Below are 16051 nucleotides of genomic sequence, written 5' to 3'. Positions count from 1 at the left end.
GTGAGGCTGATATGACCACACAGCCACTGATTTATTTTTCAAGCCATTCGGGCAGCTGCCACCGGTTTGTCGAAAAATTACAATTGCCAGCAACCCGCATCCCCATCGGTCATTTACCTGAGAATGCCATTTTAGCAACTCAGCCTTATGTACTGCTGCTACCGACCTATGGTGGAGGCTCTTCCCACGGTGCAGTACCTAAAGAAGTTGTGCATTTTCTCAATATCCCAACTAATCGTGCGTTGATTCGCGGTGTTATTGCGGCAGGTAATACTAATTTTGGGGAAGCTTACGCGCTCGCCGGTAGCATTATTGCTCAAAAATGTGCCATTCCCTTCCTCTATCGCTTCGAATTATTAGGTACTGAGCGAGATGTACAGTCCGTAAAACAAGGATTGAAAACATTCTGGGAAAGCGCTCATACAAAGGAACCAATCAATGGATAACCCACAAAACAGCCGCAATGCGGATTATCATGCGCTAAATGCGATGTTGAACCTCTATGATAGTGAAGGTCGTTTACAGTTAGATAAAGACAAGCAAGCAGCATATCTCTACTTTCGCCAGCATGTGAATCAAAACACCGTCTTTTTTCATGATTTAAAAGAGAAACTTGATTTTTTAGTGAATGAAAAATACTACGAAGAAGAGGTCCTCGCACAGTACGATTTTCCGTTCATTAAACAACTTTTCAAGCAAGCCTATGCTCATAAGTTTCGTTTTCAAACGTTCTTAGGCGCTTTTAAGTATTACACCAGCTACACACTTAAAACCTTCGATGGAAAACGCTATCTTGAACGTTACGAAGACCGCGTTTGCATGGTGGCACTCACCCTTGCACAGGGTTCTAAATCTCTCGCCTCCCTCTTCGTAGATGAAATCATCACTGGGCGCTTCCAACCTGCAACGCCAACGTTTCTCAATTGTGGGAAGAAACAGCGCGGGGAGCTAATATCCTGCTTTTTACTGCGAATTGAAGACAACATGGAGTCTATCGGGCGCTCAGTGAATTCAGCACTACAACTGTCTAAGCGCGGGGGTGGTGTTGCTTTCTTGATGAGTAATTTACGCGAACAAGGCGCCCCGATAAAACAGATCAAGAACCAATCCTCTGGCGTCGTACCTGTCATGAAAATGCTGGAAGATGCATTTTCCTATGCAAATCAATTAGGGGCGAGACAAGGTGCAGGTGCCGTTTATCTTCATGCTCACCATCCTGATATTCTGCGCTTTTTAGATACTAAACGAGAAAATGCGGATGAAAAAATTCGCATTAAAACACTCTCTCTTGGAGTCGTGATCCCTGACATTACATTCCAGCTCGCGAAAAATAATGAAGACATGTACCTATTTTCCCCTTATGACATTCAAAAAATCTACGGGGTACCCATGTCAGAAATCAGTGTTACAGAAAAATACCACGAAATGGTGAACAACAAAGCCATCAAAAAATTCAAAATTAATGCGCGGGAATTTTTCCAAACTATCGCTGAAATCCAATTTGAATCAGGCTATCCGTATATTTTATTTGAAGATACCGCGAATCGTGCCAACCCCATTGCTGGGCGTATCAACATGAGTAATTTATGCTCTGAAATTCTACAAGTAAACCAAGCCAGCCAATATGAAGATGATTTAAGTTACCAAGAAATTGGTAAAGATATTAGTTGCAACTTAGGCTCTATGAATATCGCAAATACCATGGATTCACCAGACTTTGCATTGTCGATAGAAACCGCTATTCGCGCTCTAACTGCGGTTTCAGATATGAGCAATATTGGCTCAGTTCCTTCTATTGCTAAAGGTAACCGACAATCCCATGCTATTGGTCTTGGTCAAATGAACTTGCATGGTTTTTTAGCCCGAGAACATATCCACTATGGATCTGAAGAAGGATTAGATTTTACTAATATTTATTTCTATACCGTGGCTTACCATGCCTTAAAAACATCAAACCAATTAGCCATTGAACGCCAACAAACCTTTGATGGCTTTGAATCATCCTCCTACGCTAGCGGCGAGTATTTTGATAAATATATCAACAACACATGGTTACCAAAGACTCAAACCGTTCAGGAATTATTCCGACGCTCGGGCATCGAAATACCCACACAAGCAAACTGGCCAGCCTTAAAGCAGTCAGTGATGACCAATGGAATATATAACCAAAACTTGCAAGCGATCCCACCAACAGGATCTATTTCCTATATCAACAATTCGACTTCCAGCATTCACCCTGTAGTTGCTCCTATCGAAATTCGTAAAGAAGGCAAAATTGGGCGTGTTTACTATCCCGCACCATTTATGACCAATGAAAATCTTCAGTTCTACCAAGATGCCTATCAAATTGGTCCAGAAAAAATCATCGATACCTATGCAGAAGCGACCCAGCACGTTGACCAAGGTTTGTCGCTAACACTGTTTTTTGATGGTAATGCAACCACCCGCGATATCAATAAAGCGCAAATCTATGCCTGGCGAAAAGGAATAAAAACCTTGTATTACATTCGATTACGCCAAACTGCTCTCGAAGGTACCGAAGTAGAAGGCTGTGTTTCCTGCTCACTGTAAAAGGATAAATAATATGACCACCAGCACGCCTAATCGCCCAATTCAAGCAATAAACTGGAACCGTATTCAGGATGATAAAGACCTCGAAGTATGGAATCGGCTAACCAGTAACTTTTGGTTGCCAGAAAAAATTCCACTATCAAACGATACTGTTTCATGGAATACACTAAAAACAGACGAGCAACAGCTCACCATTCGTGTATTTACGGGATTAACACTTCTGGACACCATCCAAAATACTGTTGGAGCGCCTTGCTTAATGGAAGATGCACAAACGCCCCATGAAGAAGCCGTTCTCTCCAATATCAGCTTTATGGAAGCGGTACATGCACGTTCCTATAGCTCGATTTTTTCTACATTATGCTCCACCGTAGATGTTGATGAAGCCTATCGCTGGAGTGAAGAAAACACTGCATTACAAAATAAAGCTAAAATTATTCTTTCTTACTATTGCGATTCCCATCCACTCAAGAAGAAAGTCGCCAGCGTTTTTTTGGAGTCCTTTCTATTTTACTCTGGCTTTTATTTGCCAATGTACTGGTCAAGCCGTGGGAAACTGACCAATACCGCAGATTTAATTCGGCTGATCATTCGCGATGAAGCCATTCATGGCTACTACATCGGTTATAAATTCCAAAAAGCGCTAGCTCATTACTCAGAACAAGAACGTAATGAAATTAAAGATTTCACTTTCTCATTGCTACTTGATTTATATGAAAATGAAATCAAATATACACAAGAGTTGTATGATGGTGTTGGCTGGAGCGAAGACGTCAAAAGTTTCCTACACTATAACGCCAATAAAGCGTTGATGAACTTGGGCTATGAAGCACTATTCCCAGACTCAATTACACAAGTGAGCCCTGAAATTTTGTCCGCACTTTCACCTGACGCCAATGAAAACCATGACTTTTTCTCTGGCTCTGGCTCATCCTATGTCATTGGCAAAGCGGTGAGTACTGAAGATGATGATTGGCTTTTTTGAATAACATCAACAAAAATATCACGCATCAATATTCTGAAAAAAATAATAAAATAACCTCATGCATTAACTCATTGAACAATAATGGTGGGTTAGGCTTAAAGCCTGCCCACTGAATAATAAATTAACACTTATATTCGAAGCATAATGAGCATAAAAACACCACAAGCGGAACTGACTACGGGCTTAACGCTCTTAATGGCAATTGCCACCGGACTCGTCGTTGCCAGTAACTATTACGCGCAACCTCTACTCGATACCATCGCACTCCAATTTAACCTCACCACTAACATGGCTGGGTTTATTGTGACGGCAGCTCAATTAGGTTATGCCGTTGGGTTACTATTTTTAGTTCCTCTCGGTGATCTTTTCGAACGAAAAAAGTTGATCATCGTCATGACGACATTGTCAGCGAGTGGTTTATTAATCACGGCGCTTTCTGACAATATTTGGCAAATTTTGCTCGGTACGGCGTTAACCGGATTATTCTCCGTTGTCGCGCAAGTCCTTGTTCCTATGGCTGCCTCTATTGCGAAACCGCATCAAAGAGGGAAAGCCGTCGGAACGATTATGAGTGGGCTACTTTTAGGTATTTTACTTGCCAGAACTATCTCTGGCGGGGTTGCCATGATCGGGGGATGGAGAGCCATTTACTGGGTCGCCTTTGGATTGATGATGATCCTCGTCCTTGTTTTAGCGCTCAAACTACCCCGCTATCACCAAAAAACTGATCTTAACTATTTTCAGCTCATCTGCTCCATTGGACGCCTGTTTTTTACAACCCCCGTGTTAGGAACTCGAGCTTTACTTGGAGCCTTAACTTTTGCAAATTTTGCACTGTTATGGACTGCCATGGCATTCTTGCTTGCTAGCCCCCCATTCAATTATTCGGAAGGGACTATCGGACTATTTGGTCTTGTTGGTGCGGCAGGAGCATTAATGGCAACTCAAGCGGGTCGCTTAGTTGATAAAGGCAAAGGTAAATTAATCACGACCCTTGGCTTAGTGTTACTACTGTTATCTTGGATCCCCATTGGCATGGCGAAGTATTCGTTAATTGCCTTTATTATCGGCGTATTAGTCCTTGATTTGGCGGTTCAAGCCGTGCATGTCACAAACCAAAGTACCCTTTATCGTATTATGCCTGAAGCACGTAACCGCTTAACCGCAGGTTATATGACCAGTTATTTTATTGGTGGTGCATTAGGTTCATTACTTTCAGGATATGCATATGAACATGCGGGCTGGCTAGGCGTTGCAATTTCAGGGGCGGTCTTGACCGGAATAAGCTTAATCATTTGGGCTATTGGTGCTCGATTTGATCCAAAAATTACTTCAGAGCAATAAATACATTTAATTCTCTCAATGCATAGCCGCTAAATAGATTGCGGTTATGCATATCCAGCTCACTTAATATCAATCACATTCTTTCCTGGTCCATTATTTAACCTATTATTATGTGGCTATGATAATAATCATCTTATCAAATAGCTAACAATGATAAATAATTAGTGCAAGGTATAATTTACTTAGAAAAAGTTAATTAGTGACACAGTTAAGCAAAAAGTATACCTTCATCAAATGGTATACTTCTTGCCCATAAAATATTAACCCAGTATCACTCAGTACCCTAGGCTCCTTCTCTTGGTATTTACCCCCAAAAAGAGAGATCCTTCTATCTTGTAATTATTGAGTAATAAAAAAAATGGTATTGAGTTAATGCGATGTGATTATATATTGTTTTATATGATTTTATTTGTCGTATAAAACGCAATTATACTTTGATCTATTTATCTGCACGATAGTAAGAAAGCAGTGATTGTTAATTGAACTATACTAAATGCGTTAAAACACATTCATAAAATTTATGAATGATGTATCATTGTCAAAATAAAATGGATGAAATTAATTAAGTATAATTGCTAATTCTATCTTTTAATATACCATTCACATGGTTGATTGCAGTTGAAACATTACCAACTGAAACTAATAAGGTATCCAAATAATGGAAAGTTCATTTACACCGACAGAAGAATTACTTAACGCCCGTGTCGCGCAACAAGTTTCACTGGAAAATACCATTCCTTACCAAGAAATTTTATTAACGCGCCTGTGCATGCACGTGCATGGAAAACTGTTGGAATCACGTAACAATATGCTAAGAGCTCAAGGAGTCAACGAAACGCTGTTCATGGCGTTAATGATCCTTGATACCAAAGATTCTCATAGCATTCAGCCATCTGAACTTAGTGCAGCATTGGGATCTTCACGCACTAACGCTACGCGTATCGCAGATGAATTAGAAAAGAATGGCTGGATTGAACGTAAAGAAAGTCATAATGACCGTCGTTGCTTACACCTGCATTTAACTGAAAAAGGCTCTGAGTTTTTAAGCGGATTATTGCCACCACAACATAAAGCCTTAATCGATATTTGGTCGGCATTAGACACTGATGAAAAGCAGCAGCTTGATAAATTAATGCGTAAGTTACTCATCAAGCTTGATAGTATCAAAGAGTGATTATATTAACCACAATAAATTAATGGTTAATGTTTTTGAGGCATTCTGTGGTTTAAACTGAAAAAAAACCTTTTCACTCACTTATATTTCATTATCCTTTCAGTGATATATTGCTACATCCCATCGAGCAACGAAATCATTTGTCGTCTTAGTTTCCAGTAGTTAATACTAACTGCTGGAAACAGCCGTTATTTTTATCCATTGAATATGGGGAACCATCAGTATGAGCGCCCGCGAGGATCTACCGGAAACGCAAACACCGCCATTAAACAAAAAAAGACAGCGCAGAAATGCTCTCATGTTCTTAACCTTTATTTTTGTCGCTATTGGCATCGGGTGGACGGCATACTGGTATATTGTCCTACGCCATTACGAGTCCACAGATAATGCTTATGTAGCCGGAAATCAGGTTCAAATCCAAGCTCAAATATCAGGCAGCGTCATGACGGTCAATGTCGACAATACCGATTTTGTTAAAAGCGGAACGGTATTGGTGGAACTCGACCCTCGAGATGCTGAATTAGCTCTCGAAAAAGCAAAAACTGAACTTGCTAACAGTGTTAGACAATCCCAGCAGCACATAATCAATAGTCGACAATTTCAAGCTAATATTGATGTTAAACGCTCTGAACTATCCCGTTTGCAAAATGATTTAAAACGTCGTGAAGTTCTAGGAAATAGTAATCTGATTGGAAAAGAAGAACTACAACACGCGAGAGAAGCGGTCGTCAGCGCTAAAAGTGCTTTGGATGTGGCAATTGAGCAATATAATGCCAACCAAGCCATCGTGCTCAATACTGCCCTAGAAAAACAACCTCTCGTTGAACAAGCGGCAACACAAGTGAGAAATGCGTGGCTTGCACTACAACGAACCAAAATTGTCAGCCCTGTGGATGGTTACGTGTCGCGCCGCAGCGTACAAGTCGGCTCGCAAATCACGCCAAATACCCCATTAATGGCAATCGTGCCATCTAGCGGTATGTGGATTGATGCCAACTTTAAAGAAACACAACTTTCCAGCATGCGGATTGGTCAGCCCGCAAAAGTCACGACCGATTTCTATGGTAAAAATGTGGTATTCAACGGTACGGTCGTTGGATTAGATATGGGTACAGGTAGCGCATTTTCATTATTACCTGCGCAAAATGCCAGCGGTAACTGGATTAAAGTAGTACAACGCCTCCCGGTACGTATTGCTCTTGACGAGGCTCAGTTAGATGAATACCCATTACGTATTGGGCTTTCTACGGAAGTTGAAGTGGATACCGCCAACAAAGACGGGAAAGTGTTATCAAAAGGTCTACGTGATGCACCGGCTTACCACACGACGGCTTTAGCTGTAGATATGTCTCCTGCTGACAAGATTGTTGCTGAGATTATTCAGAATAATGCCGGCAATAAGTAAACGGAGACACTGACGTGACAAATGCACCGTTAACTGGCTCAAAATTGGCTTGGATGACGATTGCCTTATCTTTGGCAACTTTCATGCAGGTATTGGATTCGACCATTGCTAACGTCGCTATCCCCACTATTGCGGGTAATCTGGGTGCATCTAACTCACAAGGCACATGGGTGATTACGTCGTTTGGCGTAGCGAATGCTATCTCTATCCCTGTCACTGGTTGGCTAGCTCGCCGTATTGGTGAAGTTCGACTCTTTTTATGGTCTACAGGGCTTTTCGCACTCACCTCATGGTTATGTGGAATCTCTAACAGCTTAGAAATGCTCATCTTATTCCGCGTATTACAAGGTTTAGTTGCAGGTCCTCTGATTCCGCTTTCCCAAAGTTTATTGCTAAACAACTATCCTCCAGCCAAACGCAGTATGGCGCTTGCATTATGGTCAATGACCATTGTTGTCGCCCCTATCTGTGGACCTATTCTTGGCGGATATATCAGTGATAACTATCACTGGGGATGGATTTTCTTTATTAACGTGCCATTTAGTATCGCCATTATTTTTGCCATCATGCGAACCTTAAAAGGACGTGAAACAAAAATATCCATCAAACCAATTGATACTGTTGGACTTGTCTTACTGGTCGTCGGTATTGGCGCACTCCAAATTATGCTCGACCAAGGGAAAGAGCTTGATTGGTTTAATTCAACAGAGATTATTGTTCTGACAGTGATTGCAGTTGTCGCAATTGCCTTCTTGATTGTTTGGGAGTTAACAGATGAACATCCTGTAATCGACCTTTCACTCTTCAAAGAACGCAATTTTACCATTGGCTGCTTAGCGCTCAGTTTGGCATATATGCTCTATTTCGGCACTATCGTTCTATTGCCTCAATTACTCCAAGAGGTATACGGCTATACGGCAACTTGGGCAGGCTTAGCATCGGCACCGGTCGGTCTATTGCCTCTTTTAATCACACCTATTATTGGTCGCTTCGGTAACCGTATCGATATGCGTTACTTAGTTACCTTCAGCTTTATTATGTATGCAGTGTGTTATTACTGGCGAGCTTATACCTTCGAACCAGGAATGGGATTCGCGGCGGCTGCATGGCCTCAGTTTGTTCAAGGCTTAGCGATTGCCTGCTTCTTTATGCCACTAACAACCATTACGTTATCAGGCTTACCACCTGAAAGAATGGCGTCAGCATCTAGCTTATCTAACTTTACGCGAACATTAGCAGGGGCAATTGGTACCTCGATCACAACCACTCTGTGGACACAACGTGAAGCGATGCACCATGAAAACTTAACGGAATTTGTTAATCCATATAATCCTAATGCTCAACATATGTACAGTGAGCTCGCGCAAATAGGCATGAATGAGCAGCAAAGCGCCGCTTATATTGCACGCTCAATCACAGAGCAAGGGCTAATTATTTCGGCGAATGAGATTTTTTGGATGTCCGCGGGGGTCTTTATTCTACTAATGATCATAGTTTGGTTTGCGAAACCACCATTCGGCGCAGGATCGAAAGAGGGTGGAGGCGGCGCTCACTAACCCCTATTCTCGCTATCATGTTGAAACGAAAAAAAACCATACACAATTTTGTGTATGGTTTTTTCTTTAAGCTCATGCTAATGCACGATTACTTAACTTTGTTTTGTGACCACCACTGAGATAGCATAATACCGGTTGCCACAGAAACGTTCAGGCTTTCAACTTTACCTGTTCCGCCAATGTACAAACTCATATCGCCCTGATCCCAAGTGCTATCACTTAATCCATCACTCTCTTGACCTAACACCAGCACCATTTTCTTCGGTAATTGAACTTTAGCAATATCCTGACTACCTTTATGGCTTGATGTGGTGACAATGGTATAGCCCGCTTGACGGAACTTATCCAATGTTGTCGTGAAGCCATCCGCGTCAATCGCTTTAATATGCTCAGCACCACCTTCAGCAGTACGAATTGCCGCACCAGACTCTAACATTCCGGCATCTTGTAAAATTACGCCTTTCACGCCAAAGTGAGCACAACTACGCATGATCCCGCCAAGGTTATGTGGATTACCCACATCTTCCAATGCTAAAACACAATCGGTATCTACCGCATTTTCTAAGTAAACCTCAGCCGCCATACCACCACGTTTTTTAATGATGAAGCACACACCACCATGGTGTTCAGTACCAGATGCTTTCGCAAGCTCTTCTTCATCAACAACATGGTATGCTTTACGGTTTGCCGCCATCCATTTTAATGCATCACGAAAACGGGGAGTCACTGACTGTAAGAACCACGCACGAACAATGCCGTCTGGACGGTTTTTAAACATCGCTTGGCAAGCATTTTCACCATAAATGCGCGTCTCTTCTTGACGCTGTTTACGCAGTTGTTCAGGGTCAATTTGGCTTTTCCCTGAAATACCACCATGGTCATTTTCTAATTCATCACTACCTGGTTTTGATACAGTACGCCATGGTGACTGCTCGCGAGGTGCGCTATCACGTGGGCTGGAACGTCTATCGCTGTCGGAACGTCTTTCTGAACGACCACCTTCTGGGCGGTTTGAACGACCTGAACGATCGTTGCGATCATTACGATCGTTACGCCCACCAGAACGTTTGTCACCGCGTCTATCATCGCGCTTATCATCACGACCGCCGCGGCGCTTATCATTACCTTTATTATTGTCCTGCTCTTCGCTACGGACATACATCACTTTTACTTTGCCGTTTTTACCACTAAAATCATTCGTGTCGTTCATCGCTATCCCCTACTAAGCTATGGCGCGAAGATTACATGAAGTTGCAAAGCTACGCTACCGATCCTCACTATTATCTCACCGAAAAGTTGTTGAATATACTTCTATCGTATGCAAATCGTTTTGCGTACAATATGCCCCTTATTTTGTTGCAATGAAAAGTACCCTATCAACCATGAGTCAGAACGCTGTCTATCTCCTGCGCCAACAACGCTTAGCTCTTTCAACAAAACCTTTTAAAGCAAGAGGTTGTCGAGTAAAACGTTGCCATTTTTGCCTACTACCTGTTCCACAATGTTTATGTGAAGAGACTGTTTCTGCGCAAGCAAAAAGCCAATTTTGTCTCATTATGTTTGATGGTGAGGTTTTTAAACCTAGCAATACAGGAAAACTGATTGCGGATGTACTTCCTGATACGCAAGCTTACCAATGGTCCAGAACAGATCCTGATAGCCAGTTATTAGCGATACTGCAAGATCAGACTAGACAACCTTATCTGATTTTCCCAGAAAGCTACGCACAAAATGATCGTATTGTTGTTAACCAACCGACGCTTTCCCACAAACCTGCATTGTTCATCTTATTAGACGGAACTTGGCCGGAAGCCCGTAAAATGTTTCGAAAAAGTCCTTACTTGGACCAAATTCCCATGCTATCCATTAACACCAAAGCGAGAACAGATTACCTCCTACGTATCCCATCAAGGGAAGAGCAACACTGTACGGCTGAAGTCGCCGCCACTGTATTGGAACAAGCTGGGGACATCGATGCATCTCAAAAGTTATTTGCTCATTTTAATCTGTTTCGCCACAAATACTTGGAAGGAAAACCCCACCACCCGACCGCTCAAATGCTCCTATCTCAGCCCTTAAAATAACGCTTATTAGGTATTCTTTACGTTATTTATACATTGCGCTTTCCAGCAATTTATATTTTGAAAATCACCTTCACAACAAAACGTGAGGGTGCTTGTATTATTCAATAAAATTCCCTCTATAAACTGGCGCTTCTCCCAATATACGGCATAGTATTGCTTACGAACTCAAGATCAATTGGGCGGTATTTACGCTCACCACATAAAAGGTTTGCCAGCATGGGGTTAGTGAGTCAACTAGAGTCATTATTTAGGCCAAAATCCATCGTTGTCGTAGGCGCTTCAGAAGATCCTAGCCGAGCAGGTTCCGTCATGATGAAGAACTTACTGAGCAGTGGCTTTAAAGGTCCTATTCTGCCCGTTAATCCGAATAGAAACTCTATTCTTGGCGTCCTCGCTTACCCGTCAATTGATAAACTGCCATTAAAACCTGATCTTGCCGTCATCTGTACCCACTATTCTCGTAACACCGAATGCTTACGGCAACTTGGAGAAGCTGGCTGTAATGTTGTGATCATACTGTCATCCCCTTCTATTCAGTTTAACGAACTGAAAAAAGTGGCGCAGCAATACCAAATTCGCTTGCTAGGTCCCAATAGTTTAGGCTTCTTTGCCCCATGGCAAGGACTCAATGCCAGCTTTTCCCCTATTCCTATTTTAAAAGGCAAATTAGCGTTTATTTCACAATCTGCCGCAGTTTCAAATACCGTATTGGATTGGGCGCGTCACCGAGATATCGGTTTTTCGTATTTTATTGCTCTAGGAGATAGCATCGATATTGATATCGATGATCTGCTGGACTACCTAGCCCGAGATAGCAAAACCAGCGCAATTTTGCTGTATTTAGAAAATATCAGTGATGCAAGGCGCTTTTTATCTTCATCTCGTAGTGCATCACGTAATAAACCAATTTTGGTTATCAAAAGCGGTCGCACTCGAAAAGCACAAGAATTACTTGGTGAAAAACCAAGTTTAGATGCCGCCTATGATGCGGCTATCCAACGCGCGGGTTTACTGCGAGTACAAGATACCCATGAAATGTTTTCGGCAGTCGAAACTCTAAGCTATATGACCCCACTGCGAGGGGAACGTTTATCAATAATGAGTAATGGCTCCGCACCTGCTGCGATGGCACTTGATGAGCTACTACTGAGAAATGGAAAACTCGCGAAACTTGGCGTAGAAACAGAAAACGAATTAAGCTCCTTGCTCCCTCTCGATTTATCAACGCAAAATCCAATTGATCTCGGCGATGATTCCACGGTAGATAGATACCTTAACGTATTGAACAAAATGCTCGATAGCCACGATCATGATGCATTGCTTTTGATCCACACACCCAGTGCCATAACCCAAAGCAAATCTATGGCAGAAAAAGTGATTAAAGCAATTAAACAGCATCCACGAGGAAAATGGCTAACGATATTAACAAATTGGTGTGGGGAATATACATCCCAAGAGGCAAGAAGGCTCTTTAGCGAAGCAGGTATTCCAACTTATCGAACACCTGAAGGTGCTATTACTGCCTATATGCATATGGTGGAATATCGTCGTAACCAAAAACAATTAAAAGAAACCCCTGCCCTTCCTATCGGGATTACTGCGAATACTCAGCAAGCCCATACATGCATTATGCAGGCAATTGAAAATAACAAATTACATTTGGATACCCATGAAGTTCAGCCTATTTTAAAAGCTTATGGATTAAATAGCCTACCAACATGGATAGCGCATTCTAGTGAACAAGCTGTTGAAATTGCTGAAAAGATTGGTTATCCCGTTGCATTGAAATTACGGTCCCCTGATATTGTGCACAAATCAGAAGTTCAAGGGGTTATGCTCTATTTAAGGAATGCCAAAGAAGTTGCAGAGGCGGCTGATGCGATCATAGAACGCGTTTCTACCAACTTCCCTCAAGCACGGATTGAAGGCTTATTAGTACAAAGTATGGCGAATAGAGCCGGTGCTCAAGAGCTCCGTATTGCGGTAGAATTGGATCCCGTATTTGGTCTACTAATCATGCTTGGTGAAGGTGGTATTGAATGGCAGCAAGAGAGCCAAGCTGCCGTCGCACTTCCTCCACTGAATTTAGCTCTGGCGCGTTATTTGGTCATCAATGCCATTAAAGGACATAAAATTAAAGCCCGTAGTGCTTTAGAACCATTAGATATTCCAGGGCTAGCTAGCTTACTGGTTCGGGTCTCTAATTTAATTATTGATTGCCCTAATATCAGCCGATTGGATATACACCCGCTGCTAGCCGCAGGCGATGAATTCACATTGCTTGATGTTTCAATGACATTAAGCTCTACAACTGATAGCCCAAATACTCGACTTGCCATTCGCCCATATCCAAATGAATTAGAAGAGACAATCCACCTAAAAGATGATCTGACTTGCTTGCTAAGACCGATTCTTCCGGAAGATGAGCCTTTACTGAAATCCTTTATTGAACAAGTCACCAAAGAAGATCTGTATTACCGCTATTTTAGTGAAATCAGTGAGTTTACTCATGATGATCTCGCCAATATGACTCAAATAGACTATGACCGAGAAATGGCATTTGTCGCCGTTAAAAATAGCAAGACACAACCTGAAATTATTGGCGTTACCCGTGCGATGGCGGATCCAGACAATCAAGAAGCAGAATTTGCAGTGTTAGTTCGTTCAGATATGAAAGGGCAAACTCTAGGCTATCAATTGATGCAAAAGCTTCTGAATTACACCCGCGCACATGGTATTAAAAAATTGACCGCAATCACCATGCCAGAAAATCGCAATATGATCAGCTTGGCAAAAAAACTAGGGTTTCAAATTGATGTTCAATTTGAGGATGGTGTCGTGAATCTGACCCTGCATCTATAATAAAATTTAGGAATACACTGTAATCTGCATGGTAAGCAAACCAATTACCAATTTATTCCTAATGAACGATGTAAATATGATATCATCAACAGATCATTCGCTTAAATATTTGTATAAAGCGATTTGCTATTAGACTAACAAGAGAAAATTCACACTGTGATGTTGTCAAAATTAAAACAAGCAAAACATCAACAACACTTGGCAAATATGCCTAAATTGTCTCAGTCAGTTGATGATGTTAAAACGCTCTATAAGACGGAAGATTTTCGTGGTGCTCTGCTTGAACAAATCTCGCAAGCTAAAAATACAGTCTACATTACGGCGCTGTATTTAGAAAAAGATGATGCGGGTAAAGACATCCTTCATGCTTTATATGCTGCTAAGCAAGCAAATCCTAATCTAGATATTAAAATTTTAGTTGATTGGCACCGAGCTCAACGAGGGCGTATTGGTGCAGCAGCTAATCTCACTAATGCCGATTGGTATTATGAAGTCTCCCAACAATACCCTCATATTGAGATTCCTGTTTTTGGGATTCCTGTTAATACACGGGAGGCATTGGGCGTACTACATTTAAAAGGCTTCTTATTTGATGATACATTGCTATATAGCGGTGCAAGTATCAACGATGTGTATTTACATCGTCATGAAAAATATCGCTATGATAGATATCACCTGATCAAAAATAGCCATCTCACCGCGACGATGAAGAAATTCATTGATGACTCTCTTCTATCATCAGATGCTATTCATCTACTCAATACTCCTAATCGACCAAAAACTGCGGAATTCAAAGGGTTAATCAAACAATTTCGTTTATCATTACGTGGGATAAACTACCAATTCGTAGGAAATGCTAGTAATGATGAGCTCGCTGTTATCCCCTTTGTTGGTCTAGGTAAAAAGAATGAGTTAAACCGTACGATCACACATTTAATGAGCTCAACCTCTGAAAAGCTGACCATCTGTACACCATACTTTAATTTACCTGCCGTTTTGGTCAGGATTATCAGTAAATTACTGCGTGATGGAAAAAAAGTTGAAATTATTATTGGTGATAAAACGGCTAACGATTTTTATATCCCGCCAGAAGAACCATTTAAGATTATTGGTGCATTACCTTATCTCTATGAAATAAACTTGCGCCGTTTTGTCAGCCGCTTACAACGCTTCATTGACAGTGGGCAACTGACTGTTCGTTTATGGAAAGATGGTGATAATACCTACCATCTCAAAGGAATGTGGGTTGATAATCAGTGGCAATTGATTACAGGTAATAACTTGAATCCACGAGCTTGGGGATTAGATCTGGAAAATGCTGTTTTGATCCACGATCCGAAACAGCAACTCCAAGAACAACGCCAACATGAGTTAGATTGTATTCGCACTCATACTAAAGTTGTTCATCACTACCGTGAATTGGACAGCATTCAAACTTACCCGGTTAAAGTGAAAAAGCTGATCCGCCGATTACGACGGATCCGCGTCGACCGCCTAATTAGTCGAATACTTTAATTATTATATCTTTAAAGCGCCACTCATGTGGCGCTTTTTATTATCTATTGAACTCTAACTCACGAGTTGTTGTAGAGGCTCAAGATATGTCATCTATCACATATAAACCATTAGCTTTAATTTTTTCATTAATAATCATCACTGGCTGCTCAGGGTTTCATTGGTCAAATGATAACTGGAAAGGTAAGGATAAAGCACAACATTTCGCCTTTTCAGCTGCGATGGCAGCTGCAGGAAACGCTTATGCCGATAGACAAAACATGCAACATAGACAAGCAGCTCAATTCGGCATGGTATTCTCTATTTCTCTAGGGGCAGCAAAAGAATTCTATGATAGCCGCCCATCGGGTACTGGCTGGAGTTTGCATGATTTTGCTTATGATATCGCTGGGGCTGTTGCAGGTTATACGCTCTACCAAAACTTTAAATAGTATTCATAAGATTTAAAATCTGACGCAGCAGGTAAGAAATAGGTACAGGTACAGGAAGTGATCTTTGAAATAGCATGTTACTGAAAAACAAAAACCCCGTGATTTTCATCACGGGGCTTGCTAT

At 41.6% G+C, this 16051-nt stretch carries 12 protein-coding genes; 11 read left to right on the top strand and 1 reads right to left on the bottom strand.

The window, feature by feature from the left end; translation table 11 throughout:
• The first annotated feature begins 11 nt into the window (after nt 1-11).
• The 7 genes from nrdI (at nt 12) to emrB (ending at nt 9035) form a co-directional block, all read left to right on the top strand.
• Entirely contained in the window at nt 12-446 is a 435-nt protein-coding gene (gene nrdI, locus PR766_RS15100; protein ID WP_036960176.1) for a class Ib ribonucleoside-diphosphate reductase assembly flavoprotein NrdI, read from the top strand.
• The gene (nrdE, locus tag PR766_RS15095; RefSeq protein ID WP_154635941.1) at nt 439-2571 is read left to right on the top strand and encodes a class 1b ribonucleoside-diphosphate reductase subunit alpha; all 2133 of its coding nucleotides are present in this window, start codon (nt 439-441) and stop codon (nt 2569-2571) included. Before nrdI ends, nrdE begins: the two co-directional genes overlap by 8 nt.
• A 13-nt stretch (nt 2572-2584) precedes the next feature.
• On the top strand, nt 2585-3556 hold the full coding sequence (nrdF, locus tag PR766_RS15090; protein WP_006660929.1) for a class 1b ribonucleoside-diphosphate reductase subunit beta: 972 nt from the start codon (nt 2585-2587) through the stop codon (nt 3554-3556).
• 144 nt (nt 3557-3700) lie between these two features.
• Entirely contained in the window at nt 3701-4900 is a 1200-nt protein-coding gene (locus PR766_RS15085) for an MFS transporter (protein WP_036974530.1), read from the top strand.
• 658 nt (nt 4901-5558) lie between these two features.
• A complete protein-coding gene (gene mprA / locus PR766_RS15080; protein WP_006660925.1) occupies nt 5559-6074 on the top strand; it encodes a transcriptional repressor MprA in 516 nt (171 codons plus the stop codon).
• A 223-nt stretch (nt 6075-6297) separates the two neighbouring features.
• Complete coding sequence (gene emrA, locus PR766_RS15075) at nt 6298-7479, top strand: multidrug efflux MFS transporter periplasmic adaptor subunit EmrA (RefSeq protein WP_006662342.1); 1182 nt, start codon at nt 6298-6300, stop codon at nt 7477-7479.
• Nucleotides 7480-7493: 14 nt separating this feature from the next.
• A complete protein-coding gene (emrB, locus tag PR766_RS15070; protein WP_036967908.1) occupies nt 7494-9035 on the top strand; it encodes a multidrug efflux MFS transporter permease subunit EmrB in 1542 nt (513 codons plus the stop codon).
• An 88-nt stretch (nt 9036-9123) separates the two neighbouring features.
• Here emrB and PR766_RS15065 read toward each other — a convergent pair whose 3' ends face one another.
• Complete coding sequence (locus tag PR766_RS15065) at nt 9124-10245, bottom strand: tRNA/rRNA methyltransferase (RefSeq protein ID WP_036960171.1); 1122 nt, start codon at nt 10243-10245, stop codon at nt 9124-9126.
• Between the two features lie 172 nt (nt 10246-10417).
• Between PR766_RS15065 and PR766_RS15060 the strand changes: the two genes are divergently transcribed.
• The 4 genes from PR766_RS15060 to PR766_RS15045 all read left to right on the top strand — a co-directional run bounded on the left by PR766_RS15060 (nt 10418) and on the right by PR766_RS15045 (nt 15927).
• Nucleotides 10418-11119, top strand: coding sequence for a tRNA-uridine aminocarboxypropyltransferase (locus PR766_RS15060; protein ID WP_006662345.1), 702 nt, complete (start codon nt 10418-10420; stop codon nt 11117-11119).
• A gap of 216 nt (nt 11120-11335) precedes the next feature.
• The gene (locus PR766_RS15055) at nt 11336-13981 is read left to right on the top strand and encodes a bifunctional acetate--CoA ligase family protein/GNAT family N-acetyltransferase (RefSeq protein ID WP_006660920.1); all 2646 of its coding nucleotides are present in this window, start codon (nt 11336-11338) and stop codon (nt 13979-13981) included.
• 159 nt (nt 13982-14140) lie between these two features.
• On the top strand, nt 14141-15496 hold the full coding sequence (pssA, locus tag PR766_RS15050; protein ID WP_036960169.1) for a CDP-diacylglycerol--serine O-phosphatidyltransferase: 1356 nt from the start codon (nt 14141-14143) through the stop codon (nt 15494-15496).
• Between the two features lie 86 nt (nt 15497-15582).
• Nucleotides 15583-15927 (top strand): YfiM family lipoprotein, encoded by a 345-nt coding sequence (locus tag PR766_RS15045; protein WP_006660918.1) that lies wholly within the window; start codon nt 15583-15585, stop codon nt 15925-15927.
• The last annotated feature ends 124 nt before the right edge of the window (nt 15928-16051 follow it).

It is taken from the genome of Providencia sp. PROV208, from assembly GCF_028479465.1.
GTDB classification, from domain to species: domain Bacteria; phylum Pseudomonadota; class Gammaproteobacteria; order Enterobacterales; family Enterobacteriaceae; genus Providencia; species Providencia alcalifaciens.
Note: the sequence above shows the minus strand (reverse complement) of the source record. Positions and strands in the feature narration are given on the sequence as shown.

What these genes read in the sequence shown, in the direction of transcription:
- nrdI (WP_036960176.1), top strand. Translation starts at nt 12, where the DNA reads ATGACCACACAGCCACTGATTTATTTTTCAAGCCATTCGGGCAGCTGC.
- nrdE (WP_154635941.1), top strand. Translation starts at nt 439, where the DNA reads ATGGATAACCCACAAAACAGCCGCAATGCGGATTATCATGCGCTAAAT.
- nrdF (WP_006660929.1), top strand. Translation starts at nt 2,585, where the DNA reads ATGACCACCAGCACGCCTAATCGCCCAATTCAAGCAATAAACTGGAAC.
- PR766_RS15085 (WP_036974530.1), top strand. Translation starts at nt 3,701, where the DNA reads ATGAGCATAAAAACACCACAAGCGGAACTGACTACGGGCTTAACGCTC.
- mprA (WP_006660925.1), top strand. Translation starts at nt 5,559, where the DNA reads ATGGAAAGTTCATTTACACCGACAGAAGAATTACTTAACGCCCGTGTC.
- emrA (WP_006662342.1), top strand. Translation starts at nt 6,298, where the DNA reads ATGAGCGCCCGCGAGGATCTACCGGAAACGCAAACACCGCCATTAAAC.
- PR766_RS15065 (WP_036960171.1), bottom strand. Translation starts at nt 10,245, where the DNA reads ATGAACGACACGAATGATTTTAGTGGTAAAAACGGCAAAGTAAAAGTG.
- PR766_RS15060 (WP_006662345.1), top strand. Translation starts at nt 10,418, where the DNA reads ATGAGTCAGAACGCTGTCTATCTCCTGCGCCAACAACGCTTAGCTCTT.
- PR766_RS15055 (WP_006660920.1), top strand. Translation starts at nt 11,336, where the DNA reads ATGGGGTTAGTGAGTCAACTAGAGTCATTATTTAGGCCAAAATCCATC.
- pssA (WP_036960169.1), top strand. Translation starts at nt 14,141, where the DNA reads ATGTTGTCAAAATTAAAACAAGCAAAACATCAACAACACTTGGCAAAT.
- PR766_RS15045 (WP_006660918.1), top strand. Translation starts at nt 15,583, where the DNA reads ATGTCATCTATCACATATAAACCATTAGCTTTAATTTTTTCATTAATA.